Origin of the sequence: Kribbella sp. NPDC051936 (genome assembly GCF_040680955.1) — a bacterium.
GTDB lineage: Bacteria > Actinomycetota > Actinomycetes > Propionibacteriales > Kribbellaceae > Kribbella.
In genome coordinates this window covers 406,555-423,397 of the sequence record NZ_JBFAXS010000003.1, presented here as the reverse complement: position 1 = coordinate 423,397, position 16,843 = coordinate 406,555, and the positions used below count along the sequence as shown (strand labels likewise).

Here is a 16,843-nt window from a genome sequence, read left to right as displayed (position 1 = left end):
TCCCCAGTAACCGGACTTTGCCCGGTCCCACCCGATCCGTCGAACGGGCCGGAACACCCCCGGTGCCGGCCGCCGGCTGATATTACGGCCTGGACCGCCATGCGGAGAACCGGATTGCAGCTATTGACACCGTTCCGCGACCGTATCCACACACCGTGGTCAGCTGACTACGCGGCCGTGGGCCAGGAAGTGCGGGCTGCCGGCCTGGAGTCTGGGGTCGGATTCGACCTGCCGGGCCAGGAGGACGGCGGCGGGAAGCAGGCCGTCGACGGTGTCCGGCGCGGCGTTCTGGAGGATGTTGGCGGCAGGGCCTTCCACGCCCAGGACCTCGACGTCGGCGAGGCCGGCTGCGGCCAGTTCGGTGGAGAGTTCGTCGGCGTGATGGAAATAGGCGACCGTGAAGCCGGAAGAGCCGTCTATGCTGCCGGAACGGAAAGCGTCCACGAAGAGCGGCAGGTTCTCGTCGGTGAGCGTTCCGTTGCTGCCGGCCTCCAGCAGACCGCCGAACCGGTTGATCGCCGCCGCGACCACTACCCCGCCCGGCCTCGTCACCCGGACCGCCTCGGCCAGCGCCTGAGCACGGTCGGCAGCGTCGACCAGGTGGTAGAGCGGTCCGAGCAGCAGCGTCACGTCCACGCTCGCGTCCGCCTGCCGCAGTGCCCGCGCATCGCCGACCTCGGCAGCGAAGGTGCCGATCGCCGCCGCCTGCTCCACGTGCTCGTTCACCGGATCCACGAGCGTCACCTGATGCCCGTCCGCTGCGAGCCAGCGCGCGTGGACGCCGGTCGCGCCACCGACGTCCAGTACGACGGCCGCGGGCGGCAGCCAGCGGCGCAGCACCTCCTGGGTGCGCAGATACTCGAGCCGGCCGTGCCCGGGGACGACCAGCCGGTCGTTCTCGAGGTACCGGTCCCGATAGAAGGAACGAATCGCCGGATCGAGTTCAGTCATCCACCCACTGTGCGGGACGAAAATGTCGGGCACACCACGTTTTACCGCCGCTACCCTGTGCCGGTGACGGACCTGAAGCACGACGCCTACCCACGCTCCAGCACGTACGACGCCGAGTGGCTGCTGGCCCGCGACATGGGCCCGAATCCCCTGTGGCTGCTGGAGGATCTCGCCCGCGACCTCGACCTGCGCCCCGGCCAGCGCGTGCTCGACCTCGGCTCCGGGAAGGGCGCCACCTCGGTCTTCCTCGCCAAGGAGTACGGCGTCCAGGTCTGGGCCGCGGACCTGTGGATCGACCCGACGGACGCCGCCGCGCACATCGACCGCGACGACGTCGTCACGCTGAAGGCCGAGGCCCATGCGCTGCCGTTCGCACAGGGGTTCTTCGACGCGATCGTCTGCATCGACGCGTACGAGTACTTCGGCACCGCGGACAACTACCTGCCCTACATCACGAGCTTCCTCAAACCCGGCGGCCAGTTCGGCGTCGCGACGCCCGCGATGCGGCAGGAGGTCCGCGAGCTCGGCCACATCCCGGAGCACATCAAGAAGGCCGTCGGGTGGGAGGCGCTCGCCTGGCACACGGCCGACTGGTGGCGGTTCCAGTGGGAGATCACGGAGCTCGTCGACGTCACCGCGGCGCGACTGCAGGACAACGGCTGGGCCGACTGGATCCGCTGGTCGCGCGCGGTTTCGGAGTTCCGCGGCGAGGACAAGAGCACCCTCGAGATGCTCGAGGCCGACAACGGTCAATACCTGACCTTCGCCGTCCTGGCCGCCCGCAAGCGCTGACCCGCCTGGCATGCTGGGGGCATGAGCTGGGCTGTCTATGCGATGCGCGGACCAGGAGGCGTACGGCGCCTCGACGATCTACCGGTCGACTACGAGCCGCCGGCGGTGGGTCTGGTGACCGATGTGGTGGCCACCGTCCGGGAAGTGGTGCCGGACGTGGACACGAGCAAGCCGTCCTGGCTGGCGCTGCGAAGTCCGGAGTACGACGTCGAGATGACGATCGGCAAGGGCGTCGAGGTCCGGGACATCACCTTCTACCTCAACGACGGCCCGCGCTCGATCCCGATCGTGATGGAGATCAGCCGGCGGCTCGGCGTCACGCCGTACGACACCGAGTCCGGCGATTTCCTCACCGAGGAGTCCCGGCCGCCGGTCCCGCCGCCGATGACGCCGGACGAGATCAAGATGAACAAGCCGAAGTGGTGGAAGTTCGGCCGGAAGTAGTTCCGGGCCGGCTTGCCCTCGGCACCGCCGCGCGGGTTAGAATCAGGACGATCGTACAGGACGATCGCCCTGGAGGAATGCGATGGTACCGACGGCGAAACAAGGCCAGGCTGTGCGGCAGCGCCTGCTCGCGGCCGCTGCGGAGCTGATCCCCGAGCGCGGCTGGTCGGCGGTGAGCACGCGGATCCTGGCGGACCGCGCCGAGGTCACACCGAGCGTCGTGCACTATCACTTCTCGTCGGTCCAGGAGGTGCTGTCCGAGGCCGCGATCACGGCCATGCGTCAGGTGCTCGCGGTCACCGACGAGCTCTTCACGTCCGCGACCACTCCGGCCGCGGCGATCGACGCGATGCTGGCCTCGGTCGCGCAGTACGACGGGACTGACCCGATGTCGCTGCTCTTCGTCGAGACCTACCTGGCCGCGACCCGCGACGAGCGCCTGCGCGCGCAGATCGCCGCCCTGGTGACGGACTTCCGCACCCGCGTGGCCGACTGGCTCGCGATCCACCAGGTCGCCGAGCCGGCCGCGACCGCGGCCGTGCTCGCGGCGACCATCGACGGCCTGCTCCTGCACCGGGCTCTGGGGCCGGATTCCGCTGCCGCGACTGCCGTTCTGCGAAGGCTGGTGAGCTGACGATGCACGCGATCATCTGTGGCGCCGGAATCGCCGGACTCGCGCTGGCGAACCGCATGTCGGCGCTCGGCCAGGACGTCACCGTCCTCGAACGCAGCCCGGGGCCGCGCCCGCAGGGCTACATGATCGACTTCTTCGGCCCGGGGTACGACGCGATGGCGGCGATGGGCCTGCTGCCCGCGCTGCAGGAGGTCGCCTACCACGTCGAGGAGGCGGTCCTGGTCGACGCGCACGGCCGGAAGCAGGCGGGGATCAACATCCTGCAGTTCGCCGAGGGCGACGTGCTCAGTGTGATGCGGCCGGACCTCGAGCAGGTCCTCCGCGAGCACCTGCCGAGCGCTGTCGACCTGCGGTACAGCGCGACGGTCGCGGGCGTCACGCCGCGCCCGGACGGCGTAGGGGTCGAGCTCGCGGACGGGTCGACGCTCGACGGCGACGTGCTGATCGGTGCCGACGGCATCCATTCCGCCGTTCGCCGGCTGGTGTTCGGGGCGGAGTCGTCGTATCTGCGGTTCCTCGGGTTCCACACCGCGGCGTACACCTTCGACGCGCCGGAGATCCACGACGAGGTCGGCGGGCGGTTCTGCCTCACGGACACGATGGACAGCCAGTTCGGGTTCTACGCGCTGCGGGACGGGCGGGTGGCGTCGTTCGCGGTGCACCGGACGGAGGATCCCGCGGTACCGGCGGATGCGCGCGCGGCGATCCGGTCGACGTACGCGGATCTCGGCTGGGTGGTGCCGCGGGCGCTCGCGTCGTGCCCCGGCGACGAGCAGATCTACTACGACCAGGTCGCGCAGATCGTGCTGCCGCGGTGGAGTTCGGGGCGCGTCGTCCTGGCCGGCGACGCGTGCGGGGCGGTCTCGCTGCTCGCCGGACAGGGCGCGTCGCTGGGGATCGCCGGGGCGTTCGTGCTCGCGGAGAAGCTGGTGCGTTCGGCGTCGATCGAAGCGGGGACGGCGGAGTACGAGCGTGTGTGGCGACCTGTCGTCGAGGAGAAGCAGAAGGTCGCTCGCTCGGCGGCGCGCTGGTTCCTGCCCGGGTCGCGGACCGAACTGATCGCGCGCCGGGTGTTGCTGAAGGTCCTCAGGCTGCCGGGGCTGCGGAGCCTGCTACCGGCCGCGCTGGCGGGAAAGCCCACCACGCTGATCCGGGATCTGCAGCCGACGCGCTGACTCACGGCCTGGTCGCGGCGAGGGTGCCGATCTGGTCGATCCGGTGTTCGGGGTTGCCGAGTTCGTCGTGCCAGTAGTTGCCGGCCGCGTGATCCTCCGGGGTGGCGCAGGTGGAGATCGTGATCATGGCCTGCGTCGGCGTGGCGCCGGGGTGGCCCGGTACGGCGGCGTTCTGCTGTGCCTTCTCCGCAGGCTTGCGGAACGAGATCGTCATCGTCCGGGTGACCACGTAGTCGTACTCGATTCCGCCGGCGGTCACCAGGATGTGGTCGCCGTTACGCAGGTCCGGCGCGTGTTCGAGGGGCCGGTTGTGGCTGACGCGGTGGCCGGTGACGATGAAGTTCCCGATCTCGCCGGGGCCGACGCCGCCGGCCTCGCCGCGCGGGCTGGCGAGGAAGCCCCGGTCCTGGAGCCGGGTGCCTCTTCGGTCGTCCGCGGTGCCGGTGTAGGCGACCACGCGCAGGTTACGCACGCCGATGGCAGGAATCGACATTGTCACCGGCCCCGCCGCCGTCGGCCTCGCGGGCGTCGGAGTGCGGGCCGGGGATGCCGGCGCGGAACTGGACGGCGCGGGGTTCGACGGAGTCGCGGTGGTTGGCGGGTCAGTGGTGGTTGGCGGGGCGGAGCTGGTGGACGGCAGGGGCGACTCGCCGGACGGGGCGACGTCGCTGCATCCGGCCAGCGCCAGCACCACGACCAGAACGCCCACCAGCCTCACCCCTCGACGGTAGACACAAGGGCCGAAAACTGCCCGAAAGGGTAACCGCTCGGCCGCTCGACAGGCCTTCAGCCCGCAAGCTCGACAGGTAGTGCACTCGCGAGACGCCGTACGCGCGGACCCGATCACGCTCAGGTGCACTACCCGCCCCGCCGACACCTCCTGTCGAGCGGGCCCTCAGTCCAGCAAGGTCAGCTCGGCCGGTCCGAGCCGCAGAACGCCGGACGTGAGCGGCGTCGCGCGGATACCGCCACGCCCGCGCAGCGCCTTCATCGCGCCAGGTGCCAGGACCTCGTCCATCCATGCGCACGGATTGGCCGGCCGGTTGGCCTGGAAGGTCACCGGCCCGTCGCCCGAGTCCAGCACGAACTGCCGGCCGGCGACCCGCGTACCGTCGGCGGAGCGGTGCGCGGCGAGTTCGTCGATCGGGAAGCCGCGCAGGACGATGTTGCGCCGCGTGAGCCGCGGGTCGAGCGGCGCGGGCAGGCCGAGCTTGTCCTGCACTTCGTCCAGCGCAGCCGCGTCGATCAGCGTGACGGCGGCGTTCTTGTGGACCGACTGGGCGTAGTACCGGTCGCCGACGATCCCCAGGCCGGCGCGGAGCTCGATCGACGCGCGGTCGGTCGGCTCGGGGTCGGGGCGCGGCCCGTCCTGCGGGCGCCCTTCGTACGCGTGCCGGCTGGAGACCACCAGTGCGGTGATGTCGACTCTCATGGTTCAGCCCCAGGTGAGCGGGTCGAGGAGACGAAAGAAGTGCAGGCGGCGCTGGTCCGGATCCGGGACGCCGTACGCCTCGAGGAACGGCGCCGGGTCGGCCGACCACTCGTCGTGGAGCTGGATCGTGGTGAGCGCGAGGTCGGCGTACCGGTCCGAGACGCCGAGCCGGCCGAGGTCGATCAGCCCGGTGACCGCCAGGGTGTCAGGGTCGAAGAACACGTTCGGCAGGCAGGCGTCGCCGTGGCAGACGACCGGCTCCAGGACACTCTCGACATAAGGGCGCTCGGCAACAACCTGCGCCAGCAGTTCGGCAGGATCCAGCCGGCGCCACTCGTCGGTGAGGAACTGCGGATTCACCGCACCCCGCCGTACGACGTCGGCCGCGATCGCGATGACCTGTTCCAAGGGACGCTCGAACGGGCAGTCCTTCAGTGCATGCAGGTCGCGCAGCGCCGCACCCAGACTCCGCATCGCGCGCTCGTGGGTGCCGGGCGGCAGAGTGTCGGCACGCACACCGGGAACGGCCGACGTCGTCAGGCACGCACCCTCGGGCGAGTCCGTCCAATCGACGACCGTCGCCCCTGGGAAGCCTGTCCCCGCGAGCCACTCGACGCGGTCGCGCTCAGCTGTCAGATCCGCGATCCCCTCCGGTCCGCAGCACTTGGCGAACACGTCGCCGCGCCGGTAGACCGACATACCGGACTCGCCGACGTCGACCGGGGCCCAGTCGTCAGACGATGGCGTGAGCAAGTCTCTCCCTCGTGTGCTGGAGGATCGCGGTCACCGGCCGCCCGGTCACCAGCTTGCCGTCGGCAACGAAACCTTCCTCGCGACCGGTCAGGTCCTGGATCAGCCGCTCGCGCCAGAGGTCCCGGAGCTCGGGTCGTGTCTTCGCCAGGTTCCGCAGCTCACCGGGATCGTCGACCAGGTCGAACAGCTGCTCTGCGCCGCGCTCTGATCCCCAGACGTACTTGGTCTTCCCGTCCGTCACCCACTGGATCGACTGCCCGAAGTGCAGGTGCTCGCCGTGCAACCACTCCCGCACCGGCACCGACTCCCCGCGCAGGAACGGCGCCAGCGACACCCCGTCGACCGACGACGGGATCGGTACGCCGGCCAGGTCCAGCAACGTCGGCATCACGTCGCGCAGCTCGACCACCTGATCGACCACCCCACCGCGCACAGAACCAGCCGAAGCGCGATCCGCGACGATGAACGGCACCCGCGCCGACCCCTCGTACGGCACCGACTTCCGGAACATCCGGTGGTCGCCCATCATCTCGCCGTGGTCGGACGTGAACGCGAAGATCGTGTCGTCGTACACCCCGAAGTCGACCAGCGCCTCGCGGATCCGGTTGAGCTGCAGGTCGATCTGCGCCATCAGGCCGTAGTACCCGGCCCGCGCGCGGTGCACGACCCGGTCCGGCAGGTCCCCGATCGATGCCTGGTAGTCCCCGTCCGTGCGGAACTCGTCCCAGTCGCCTTCCCAGTCCCCCAGCTCCCGCTCGTACGGCGGGAGCGCGTTGTACTGGTCGAACGCCCACGCCGGCGGGTCGTACGGCGGGTGCGGCCGATGGAACGACAGGTACAGGAAGAACGGCCGCGACGGGTCCCGCCGGTAGAGCCATTCGATCGTCTGCGTGCCGATCCAGTGCGTCGGGTGCAGTTCCTCCGCCTTGTCCCACGGCCGGGCGACCACCGAGTTGCAGTTCACGCCGTGGTCGAAGTACTCCGCGTCCGGCGACACCCCGGGCTGCCGCCGCAGCCAGGGCACGTAGTCGTCGAAGAACCCGAACTGCTGGCGATGCGTACGCCGCGCGTGGTGCAGGAACCCGTCGTGCAGGACCACGTCGTCGAACCCGAGCCGTGCCCGCTCCGGCCAGACGTGCATCTTCCCGATCGCCTGCGTGTGGTACCCCGCCCGGCGGAACTCGCCCTGCACCGTCACCGGATGCGCGGCGTCGAACGGCACGCCGTCGGTGTACCCGACCCGCCCGTGCCGCTCCTGCGACTGCCCGGTGAACAACGCCACCCGGGCCGGCACGCACGTCGGCGTCGCGGAGTATCCGCGGCTGAACCGCACCCCGGTGCGCGCCAGCTCGTCCAGGTGCGGCGTCGCGACGTACGGGTGGCCGGCGCACGACATCGCGTCGCCGCGCCACTCGTCGACACAGATGAGGACGACGTTGGGTTGACTCAAGAAGACTCCCGAACGATGAGTTGCCAGGGGAAATCGAACACTTCGCCGGGCGCGCCCTCGCGGTCCGTCAGCCGCCCGACGATGATCTTGGCCAGCGCCTCGTTGAAGTCGACCGGTCCGACCGTCGACAGCGACGGGTCGAGATGCTCACCTTCGGGCGTGTTGCCGACGCCGACGATCGCCAGCTCCCGCGGTACGTCGATCCGCAGCCGGTGCGCCGCCCGGACAGCGGCGATCGCGGCGAAGTCGGTCGTGCAATAGATCGCCGTCGGCCGGTCCGGCTTGGTGAGCAGCGCCATCGCGGCCCGGTACGCGCCCTCGGGATGCTGCTCGAAGATCTCGATGTCCGCGTCGCGGATCGGCTGACCGGCCGCGCGCAGCGTGTTCAGGTACGCGTCGAAGCGCGCGAACCCGGTGGTCCGTGAGGTGAGCGCGCCGACCCGGTCGTGCTGCTCCAGCAGGTGCTCGACCGCGAGATGGCAGCGCGGCTCGGCACCGGACCGGATCACGTCGAAGCCCTGCGGCTCCAGGGTTTCGCTGAACACGACGATCTGCACGCCCTGCGCCGCGAACGCGGCCAGCTCCGCGATCTGCTCCGGGTCCGGCGCGATGCTGTCGATGAAGATCACGTCGGGCGTCCGGTTCGCCAGCACGGTGCGCCAGTCCCCGTCGGCGACGATCAGCGCGGTCTTGCCGAGCGGCGTCACCGCCGTACTGACGGTGGCCGCGACCGCTTGCGACCACGGGTCCGCGAGCACGTTCAGCGACAGCAGGACCAGGTCCGACTTGCCGGTCCGGATCGCGCGGGCCGCATCGTTGCGCCGGTAGCCCAGGCGCGACGCGGCCTCGCGGACCCGGTCCGCTGTCGAGTCCTTGATCGTGTGGCTGCGGTGCCGTCCGGACAGCACGTAGGACACGGTCGCGACCGAGACACCGGCCTCCTTCGCGACCATCCGCAGCGTCGGCCGCTCAGCCAAAGGTGAGGACATATGTCGATTCTTGCAGATCAGCCCTTGACCGCACCGGTGATGACGCCCTTGGTGAAGTGCCGTTGGAGGAACGGATACACCATCGCGATCGGGACCAGCGCGACCACCACCACGGCCATCTGCAGCGACTGGGGCTGCGGTGGCGGATGGACGCCGAGCTGGTCGGCGGACAGCGATTTGCCCTGCAGGACGTAGGTCCGCAGGATCACCTGGACCGGCCACTTCGAGGTGTCGTTGAGGTACAGCAAGGCGTTGAAGAACGCGTTCCAGAACCCGACCGCGTAGAACAGGCCGACGACTGCGATCACCGCCTTCGACAGCGGCATGACGATGCGGCGCAGGATGGTGAAGTCGCTCGCGCCGTCGATTCGCGCACTCTCCAGCAGCTCGCCCGGCACGTTCATGAAGAAGGTGCGCAGGACAACGAAGTTGAAGGCGCCGAGCGCGCCCGGCAGGATCAGCGACCACAGGCTGTCGAGCAGCCCGAGCTGCTTCACAACCAGGAACATCGGGATGATGCCCGGCGCGAACAGCAACGTGAACAGCACCATCAGCAGCACCGGCCGCCCGAACAGCACCGGCCGCGACGTGGCGTACGCGAGCGCGATGGTGACGGCGAGCGCGATCGCCGTACCGACCAGCGTCACGAAGACGCTGACCAGGATCGCCCGTCCCATCAGGCCGCCGGAGAACAGCGTCTGGTACGCCTTGAACGTCGGATGCGACGGCCACAGCACGTACCCGCCCGCGTCGATGATGTCCTTGTCGCTGGCCAGCGACGTCGAGATCACGACCAGGATCGGGATCACGATGACGAGCGCGAAGCCGCCCAGTACGACGGCCTTGATCGCCTGGTACGCCGGAGAAGGGTTCTCCTTCCACACCGGTCTCATGAAGCGCCTCGTTTCTGGAAGATGCCGGGCTCACCCAGGCGGTGGGCCAGCGCGTTGGCGCCCCACAGCAGGAGGGCTCCGACGACGCCCTTGGCCAACCCGGCCGCGGCGCCGCTGCTCCAGTCACCGCCGACCACGCCGGCGTAGTACGTGAACGTGTCCAGTACCTCGGCAGCGCCCGGTCCGACGGAGTCGCGTTGCAGGATGAACTGCTCGAAGCCGACGCTCAGGATGTCGCCGATCCGCAGGATCAGCAGCAGCACGATGACGGTGCGCAGCGACGGCAGCGTGATGTGCCACAGCCGCCGCCAGCGCCCGGCGCCGTCCGCCGCGGCGGCCTCGTACAGCGACACGTCGACCGTGGTCAGCGCCGCGAGGAAGATGATCATCGCCCAGCCGGCGTCCTTCCAGATCAGCTGCGCGACGACGAGCAGCGGGAAGGTGTCCGGGTTGGTCATGAACGGGATCGGGTCCAGGCCGGCCTGCCGGAGCAGGTTGTTGACGAACCCGGCGCCGCCGAGCGACTGCTGGAACAGCGTCACGACCAGCACCCAGGACAGGAAGTGCGGCAGGTACGCGATGGTCTGGAACCAGCGCCGAAAACGGTTGCTGACCAGCGAGTCGACGATCAGCGCCAGCCCGATCGGCACCGGGAAGAACAGCAGCAGCTGGACGCCGGCCAGCACCAGCGTGTTCCGCAGCGCGTCCCAGAAGTCCGGGTTGTCGTACAGGTTGAGGAAGTTCTGCAGGCCGTTCCACTCGCTGTGCATGATGCCGAGGTACGGCTGGAAATCCTGGAAAGCGACCACGTTTCCGAGCACCGGCAGGTAGAAGAACACCAGCAGGAACAGCACGCCGGGGATCATCAGCAGCACCATCTGCCAGTCCCGGCGCCACTTCGCCTTCAGCGGCAGGCCGGTGCCGGCCTGCCGCTTCGTGGAGTTCGGTTTCAGCATCGATCAGGACCCGGTGACCGGCACGCTCGACGGGAGCACGGCCGCGAACTCGTCGCGCATCTTGTCACCGCCGCCGGACTTCCAGCGCTTCAGCGCCGCGTCGTACGCGTCGATCTTCTGGCGGCCGGTGACGATGTCCACGATCGTGTCCCGGAACGCCGCGGTCAGCTTCGGACCGACCTTGCTGCTGGTGTCGGAGTACGTGCCCGCGGTCGGGTTCCGCATCGCGAACTTCAGCAGCTGCTGCTCGGTCGCGTAGATCTTCTTGGTGTCGTCGGGGTACGCCGGGTTGAAGATCACGCTCTCCGGCGAGTTCATGATCTGCAGCGCACTGACCAGACCGGGCGCCTGCTGCTGGCCGGCCTTCGTCAGGACCGGGTTCTGCTGCGCGTCGAGCTGGTACTGCTGGCCCTCGACGCCGAAGTTCTTGACCAGGTACTCCTTGGTGCCGAACGGCGCGGACAGGTAGTCCATCAGCGCGAGCAGCTCGCGGATGCGACCCTCGTCGGTCTTCTTGAACGGCGTGAACCCGACCGTGCCGTAGCCCATGTCGTAGACCGGCTTCGCCTTGCCGTCGTGGCCGAACGGGATCATCGTGTCGACGAACAGCGACGGGTCCAGCGCCCGGAAGTCGGCGGTGGCCCGCGGGCCGACCACGACCTGCGCGGCGATCTGGCCGTTCACGGTCTTCGGCGTGGCATCGGCCAGGTTCAGGTCCGGGTAGAACACCTTCGCGGCCCAGAGCTTGGCGGCGTACTCGACGGCGGCCTTGTAGTTGTCGGTCTCGTACAGGTGGGTCAGCGACCGGTCCTGGTTGACCCGCCAGCCGTTCGGGGCGCCGAACCACTCGCCGAACATGTGCAGCATGTTGATGATCGCCGGCTCGAGCGCGTAGTTCGTGCCGTTGGTCAGCTCCTTGCACTTGGCGAAGAACTCGTCCGCGGTCGCGCACTGCAGGCCGCCGACCTTCGCCCAGGTCTTCGGGTTGCCCATCATCACCTGGCCGAACGGCGTCGACGGGATCGGGGCGCCCCAGATCTTCCCGTTCACCACCGCGGTCCGCCAGGAGGCCGGCTTGAGCGCGGCCAGGTTCGGGTATTCCAGCACGGCGTCCCCGGACAGGTACTTGGTCAGGTCCTGGAACTTCGCCTCGAGCATCGGGCCGATGTTCGGGATGCCCTGGTTCGGCGGCAGCCACATCAGGTCCGGCAGCGAGTCGCTGGCGAGCAGCGTCGCGAACTTCTCCGGGTAGCCCGGGTCGGTACCGATGGTCAGCCGGAGTTCACCGCCGAGCGCCTGGTTCAGCGCCTGCCACATCGGGTTGCTGCCCATCGGCGGCGGAGGCGTCGCGAACGTCTCGGTCAGCGCGGTGACCGGGCCCTTCAGCGGCGGCGCCTTCACGCTGGCGACCGCGTCCGCCGGGAACTTCAGGAACCCGGGCTCGAGGCCGGACTCGGCGCCCGGGAGCTCCGGGTGCAGCCCCTCGAACGGCTTGTACGTCGGCAGCTTGAGCTCGCCCGACGCCTTCGCACCACCGTTCGACGCACCGCCGTCACCACAGGCCGCGAGCGAAGAGGTGGCAATCGCCGCACCGGTCACCTGCAGGAACCGCCGCCGACTGATCATAGTTGCTCCAAGTTTCGAAGAAGTGCTCACTAACACTCACTTAAACGTTAACCCGGACCGTAAACCTCACCTGCCCCTGGATGCAAGACGTGGGCAGCAAAAGAGCCGGCGGCCGCGGGGACTCGAGAACCCGCGGCCGCCGGCCGTCGCAGAAACCTCAGTGTGTCGTCAGCAGCGCACGACCAGCCCGGTGAGCGCACTGCAGCTCTTCGTGGCCTTGTCGTTCGTCGCCACCGGGTCGTTCGGTGAACTCGCCGTCCGCTGCGCCGTCGCGGTCAGCGTGCCGGCCGTGAGCATCCCGGTGTTCGCGGTCAGCGTCCGGGTCACGGTCTCACCGCTCGCCAGCGTGGCGAAGTCGCAGTTCGCCGACCGGGTGGTCCCGACCCGCGTGCAGGTGCTCGCGTAGTACGCCGTCGCGGCCGGCGCCGTGGCGACCACCCGAACCCCGGTCGCCGCGTTCGGCCCGTTGTTCTTCACCGTGATCGTGTACGTGATCCGCGCCGTCGTCACCAGCTTCACCGAGGCACTCAGCGCGACGGCGATGTCGGCCGCCTTCGGCACGATCGTGATCGTCGGGCCCGACAGGATCTCGTACCCGTAGTTGTCCGCGAACAGCTGGTTCCGCAGGATGAACGGATCCAGCTTCGTGTCGTCCCGCACCCGCAGCGTCCACACCACGGTCCGGGTCTCGTGCGCGCCGACGTCACCGAACGAGGCCCGGACGTGCGTCCCCTCGGCGGTGAAGCAGTTCGCGCCGGTGCAGCTGACCAGCTCGATCCAGTCGGTCAGCGTCTGGTCCTTGGCGTACAGCGCGGCCTTGGCACCTTCGAGCGTGAAGTCGCCCTTGTTGTACACGGTCTGCGTGACCGTGAACGTGTCCCCCGGACTCAATGTGGTCGCACTGACCTCCACCGCGCTGGTCGGCGGATCCTCGGCCGAGGCCGCGAGCGGCGCGGTCAGCGACGCTCCGAGAATCCCCACGATCAGCGCAGCACGAATCAACTTCAAGGCATGCACAACTTGCCCCCCTTGTTCCCCATGATCACCCCAGCTGCCCCCACAGCCCGCCGACGGCGGTTCAAGCAGTATGTAGTCGGCACTGTCCGTGGTCAACCGTTCGGCGACCGTGGCGGGTTCGTTGCGGTTCGTTGCGGCCGGCAAGGTCCTAGAGCGACACGCGGCCCAGGAGTTCCTCGACGCGTTCGGTCCGGCCGGTGCGGCGGTGCCGCTCCCAGTCCTCGCGGGTCAGCGTGTCGCCGACGAGTTCGAGGGCCTCCGCGAGCTCCTCCTCCCGGTACGGATTCGGGATCTCCAGCCGCTCGCCCATCGCCTCCTCGGCGCCGAACAGCTCCGCGGCGCGGACAGGATCGCCGCGGCGGATCAGAAGGTTCATCACGGTGTTCGAGAACGCCATCGTGAGAGTCGGGCTGCCGAGCGCCACCACGGTGGGAACCAGGCCACGGGCCAGCTCCCCGGCCTCGTCGAGACGGCCGGCGAGGGTCAGCAGGTACGCCAGGTTCTGCCCGACCACGGCGAGCTCGTGCACGTCCCCCTGCGACTCGGTGATCCTCAGCGACTCGCGGAGCAGCTCCTCCGCCTGCTCGAAGTTGCCGAGGTCCTCCTCGATCCCTCCCAGGTGGTTGAGCACCCGGGCCAACCGCCACTCGTCGTCCAAGGAGCGGAGCCGCGCTACGGCCTCGGTCAGCGTCGCCCGCGCCGCGCGTGTGTCCCCTCGCTGGCCTTGCATCGAGCCGAGCACGGTCATTCCGTACGCGATGCCGGCCGGATCGCCGAGCCTCCGGGCCATCTCGACGCTCCGGGCTGCCACCTGTTCGGCGTGCTCCGCCTCCCCCTGGATGAGCAAGACGTTGCTGAATCCGCGCAGACAGGCGGCCAGCTCCGGCGAGGACGTCGTACCGGCGGCGGTGACCACCTGCTCGTGCCAGGCGCGGCTCTCGGCCAGGTAGCCGCCGACGACCCAGACCCAGGCCAGGGCCGAACAGAGCCGGAGAGCGGTGGGTACGTCGTGGCTGGTCGCCCAGCTGAGGGCGGTACGGAAGTTGTCGAGGTCGATCTCGGCACGATCGAGCGGCAGGTCGGACGTGGTCTTCTTGGTGTCCTCGATGATCTCGGCAAGGTCGGCGTAGTAGGCGGCGTGGAGACCGCGGACGTCGGCATCCTCGTCCGTGGCTTGCAGCTCGTCGGCGGCGTACTGGCGGACGGTCTCCAGCATCCGCACCCGGGTCCCGTCCGGTCCGTCGTACACCGTGATCAGGTTGGCGTCGTGCAGCTCGGCGACGGCGTCGAGCAGGTCGATGCCAGTGGCAACTTTCTCGACCGCGGCCAGATCGGCGCCGCCGGAGAAGACGGCCAGGCGGCGGAACGTCCGGCGGTGTTCCGGCCCGAGCAGCTCGTACGACCAGGCGATCGTCTCGCGCAACGTCCGCTGCCGTTGCGGCGTCGCCGCACTCGTGGACGCCATGTCGAGCGACTGGTCGACCCGCGCGAGCAACTCCTTCACGCTGAGCAGCCGCACCCGCGGTGCGCACAGCTCGATCGCCAGCGGGAGGCAATCGAGCCGGCGGCAGATCGCGACCACATCGGCGGTGTTCCCGGCGGTCAGCGTGAACGCGGGCCGGACGGCCTGCGCGCGTTGCACGAACAGCTGCACGGCGGCCGAGTCCGGGCCGTCCGCGATCGGCAGCGGCAGCACCGGATGCTGGTGCTCGCCGGTGAGGCCGAGCGCTCGTCGCGAGGTGGCGATCAGTTGCACGTGCGGCGCGTCCTCGATGATCTCGGCGACGACCTTGCCGGCGTCCGGCAACTGCTCGAGGTTGTCGAGGACGAGCAACAGGGTTCGCTGGGCCAGGTACGCAACGACCCGGCCGCGGTCGCGCGGCGGGATGTCGAGGACCTCGGCGATCGTCGTCCACAGCACGGGTGCGGACGTGACGGCCGCGAGCGGGACGAAGTACACACCACCCGGGAACCTGGTGGTCAGCTCCGCGGCCGCGCCGATCGCCAGCCGGGTCTTGCCCGCTCCGCCCGGTCCGGTCAGTGTGACGAGCCGTACGTCGGGCCGCCCGAGCAGCTCGCCGATGCGTTCGAGATCCGGTGCGCGCCCGAGCAGCGGGGTCGCCGGCGACGGCAGGCTCGTCGACGTACCGAGGGTGCGCGGCGGCGGGAACTCGGGCTGCAGACCGTCGACGGTGACCTGGAACAGGTGCTCGGGCTCCGGGATGTCCTTGAGGTGATGGGTGCCGAGATCGCGCAGCGTGACACCGTCGGGCAGTTGGGTCAGCTGACCGGTGACTGCCGACACCACGATCTGCCCGCCGTGGGCGGCCGCCCCGATCCGCGCGGCGAGATGGACGTCCATCCCCCAGTAGTCACCGTCGTACACGCCCGGCGTACCGGTGTGGATGCCCATCCGCACCCGCAGGCTCTCGTTGCCCGGCCACACGTGCCCGGCGAGCTGTCGCTGCCCTTCGGCCGCGGCCCGGACCGCGTCCCCGGCGGTCCCGAACACGACGAAGAAGCTGTCTCCCTCGGTCCCGATCTCGGTTCCGCCGTACGCCGTCCACACGGCGCGCAGGATCCGCCGGTGATCCTCCAGCGCGTCCAGGTACCGGTCGCCCAGCCGGCGCAGCAGCAGCGTCGACCCTTCGATGTCCGAGAACAGCATGGCCACCATGCCCCCACCCATGCCGCCAGTCTCGGGTGCGCGCGGGCGATGCGCCAGGGTCAACCGATGCCGGTGGTGCTCTCGCGGACGACGAGGCTGAAGGGCGCCTGCCAGCGGACGGGGTCGGCGCCGGGGCGCTGGTCCTTCAGCGCCTGCAACGCCAGCCGCGCGATCGCGACCCGGTCGGGCGCGACGGTGGTCAGGGTCGGGAGGGTCGCGAGGTCGTACGGGATGTCGTCGAATCCGACCACCGCGACATCCTGCGGCACTCGCAGACCGCGTAGGACGAGGGCCCGGATCGCGCCCATCGCCAGCCAGTCGGTGGCCGCGAAGACCGCGTCCGGCGGCGCGTGTCCCGAGTCGAGCCACTCGCCGAGGGTGCGCTCGGCGTCCTGGCCGCGCAGGCCTCCGGTCGGCAGCACGATGTCCTCGTCGACCGGCAGGCCGGCGGCGGTCAGGGCGTCGCGGTAGCCGTTGATCCGCTCGTCGTCCATCCGCGGACCCGGCGCGAGTGCCATCACCTGCCGGCGGCCGAGCTCGAGCAGATGCTCGGTCGCCACCTTGCCGGCTTCGCGGTTGTCGATGCCGACGTGATCCGCGTGGTGCCCGACGCCGGCCTTCTCGCCCAGCAGCACCAGCGGCAACGCCGGATCGCGGCCCTGCACGTCCTCCGCGGTCAGCCCGAGCGGACTCATCACGATCCCGTCGAGGCGGGCCGGGTGCCGCTCGGTGAGCAGGGCGAGCTCGGCCTCGCGGCGGCCGCCGGTCTGGTGGAACTGGACGATCCAGCCGAACGACTCCGCCTCGTCGAGCATCCGGGCCGCGAGCGAGGCGAAGTACGGACGGTCGAGCTGCGGTACGGCGAGCGCGATCACGCCGCTGCGGCCCTGGGCCAGGTTGCGGGCCGCGATGTTCGGCCGGTACCCGAGCTTGTCGATCGCCGCCAGCACCCGTTGCCGGGTCTCCTCGCGGACGTGCTCGGCGCCGTTGACGACGTTCGACACCGTCTTCATCGACACACCGGCCGCCTCGGCGACGTCGGTCAGGCGCGGCCTCATAGCTG

17 protein-coding genes are annotated in these 16,843 nt (G+C 69.8%); 5 read left to right on the top strand and 12 right to left on the bottom strand.

The annotated features are described in order from the left end of the window. Positions 1-159: 159 nt before the first annotated feature. Positions 160-951 (bottom strand): class I SAM-dependent methyltransferase, encoded by a 792-nt coding sequence (locus tag AB0L64_RS12255; protein ID WP_363710205.1) that lies wholly within the window; start codon positions 949-951, stop codon positions 160-162. 63 nt (positions 952-1,014) lie between these two features. Here AB0L64_RS12255 and AB0L64_RS12250 point away from each other — a divergent pair, with 63 nt between their 5' ends. From AB0L64_RS12250 to AB0L64_RS12235, 4 genes are all read left to right on the top strand, one after another. Further along, positions 1,015-1,743: a methyltransferase domain-containing protein gene (locus AB0L64_RS12250; RefSeq protein ID WP_363710204.1), complete on the top strand. Its 729-nt coding sequence runs from the start codon at positions 1,015-1,017 to the stop codon at positions 1,741-1,743. Between the two features lie 21 nt (positions 1,744-1,764). Beyond that, positions 1,765-2,187, top strand: coding sequence for a hypothetical protein (locus AB0L64_RS12245; protein ID WP_355696031.1), 423 nt, complete (start codon positions 1,765-1,767; stop codon positions 2,185-2,187). 82 nt (positions 2,188-2,269) lie between these two features. After that, complete coding sequence (locus tag AB0L64_RS12240; RefSeq protein ID WP_363710203.1) at positions 2,270-2,821, top strand: TetR family transcriptional regulator; 552 nt, start codon at positions 2,270-2,272, stop codon at positions 2,819-2,821. A gap of 2 nt (positions 2,822-2,823) precedes the next feature. Continuing rightward, positions 2,824-3,996, top strand: a complete 1,173-nt coding sequence (locus AB0L64_RS12235) for an FAD-dependent monooxygenase (RefSeq protein ID WP_363710202.1) — start codon at positions 2,824-2,826, stop codon at positions 3,994-3,996. A gap of 1 nt (position 3,997) precedes the next feature. Here the strand turns inward: AB0L64_RS12235 and AB0L64_RS12230 are convergent, their stop codons facing one another. Then, positions 3,998-4,468, bottom strand: coding sequence for a class E sortase (locus AB0L64_RS12230; RefSeq protein WP_363710201.1), 471 nt, complete (start codon positions 4,466-4,468; stop codon positions 3,998-4,000). Between the two features lie 4 nt (positions 4,469-4,472). Here AB0L64_RS12230 and AB0L64_RS12225 point away from each other — a divergent pair, with 4 nt between their 5' ends. Then, positions 4,473-4,727: a hypothetical protein gene (locus AB0L64_RS12225; RefSeq protein WP_363710200.1), complete on the top strand. Its 255-nt coding sequence runs from the start codon at positions 4,473-4,475 to the stop codon at positions 4,725-4,727. A gap of 164 nt (positions 4,728-4,891) precedes the next feature. Here AB0L64_RS12225 and AB0L64_RS12220 read toward each other — a convergent pair whose 3' ends face one another. The 10 genes from AB0L64_RS12220 to AB0L64_RS12175 all read right to left on the bottom strand — a co-directional run bounded on the left by AB0L64_RS12220 (position 4,892) and on the right by AB0L64_RS12175 (position 16,838). Further along, the gene (locus AB0L64_RS12220) at positions 4,892-5,428 is read right to left on the bottom strand and encodes an MOSC domain-containing protein (protein ID WP_363710199.1); all 537 of its coding nucleotides are present in this window, start codon (positions 5,426-5,428) and stop codon (positions 4,892-4,894) included. A gap of 3 nt (positions 5,429-5,431) precedes the next feature. Continuing rightward, the gene (locus tag AB0L64_RS12215; RefSeq protein WP_363710198.1) at positions 5,432-6,181 is read right to left on the bottom strand and encodes an aminoglycoside 3'-phosphotransferase; all 750 of its coding nucleotides are present in this window, start codon (positions 6,179-6,181) and stop codon (positions 5,432-5,434) included. Then, positions 6,162-7,631, bottom strand: a complete 1,470-nt coding sequence (locus AB0L64_RS12210) for an arylsulfatase (protein WP_363710197.1) — start codon at positions 7,629-7,631, stop codon at positions 6,162-6,164. Before AB0L64_RS12210 ends, AB0L64_RS12215 begins: the two co-directional genes overlap by 20 nt. Continuing rightward, complete coding sequence (locus AB0L64_RS12205; RefSeq protein ID WP_363710196.1) at positions 7,628-8,620, bottom strand: LacI family DNA-binding transcriptional regulator; 993 nt, start codon at positions 8,618-8,620, stop codon at positions 7,628-7,630. The genes AB0L64_RS12210 and AB0L64_RS12205 overlap by 4 nt, the downstream gene beginning before the upstream one ends. Before the next feature lie 17 nt (positions 8,621-8,637). After that, positions 8,638-9,513: a carbohydrate ABC transporter permease gene (locus AB0L64_RS12200; protein ID WP_355474079.1), complete on the bottom strand. Its 876-nt coding sequence runs from the start codon at positions 9,511-9,513 to the stop codon at positions 8,638-8,640. Further along, positions 9,510-10,469: an ABC transporter permease subunit gene (locus tag AB0L64_RS12195; protein WP_363710195.1), complete on the bottom strand. Its 960-nt coding sequence runs from the start codon at positions 10,467-10,469 to the stop codon at positions 9,510-9,512. Before AB0L64_RS12195 ends, AB0L64_RS12200 begins: the two co-directional genes overlap by 4 nt. A gap of 3 nt (positions 10,470-10,472) precedes the next feature. Continuing rightward, positions 10,473-12,095: a sugar ABC transporter substrate-binding protein gene (locus AB0L64_RS12190; RefSeq protein WP_363710194.1), complete on the bottom strand. Its 1,623-nt coding sequence runs from the start codon at positions 12,093-12,095 to the stop codon at positions 10,473-10,475. Between the two features lie 168 nt (positions 12,096-12,263). Then, positions 12,264-13,103 (bottom strand): hypothetical protein, encoded by an 840-nt coding sequence (locus AB0L64_RS12185; RefSeq protein WP_363710193.1) that lies wholly within the window; start codon positions 13,101-13,103, stop codon positions 12,264-12,266. 157 nt (positions 13,104-13,260) lie between these two features. Next, positions 13,261-15,801, bottom strand: a complete 2,541-nt coding sequence (locus tag AB0L64_RS12180; protein ID WP_363710192.1) for an adenylate/guanylate cyclase domain-containing protein — start codon at positions 15,799-15,801, stop codon at positions 13,261-13,263. 38 nt (positions 15,802-15,839) lie between these two features. Next, positions 15,840-16,838 (bottom strand): LacI family DNA-binding transcriptional regulator, encoded by a 999-nt coding sequence (locus AB0L64_RS12175; protein ID WP_363710191.1) that lies wholly within the window; start codon positions 16,836-16,838, stop codon positions 15,840-15,842. Between the last annotated feature and the right edge of the window lie 5 nt (positions 16,839-16,843).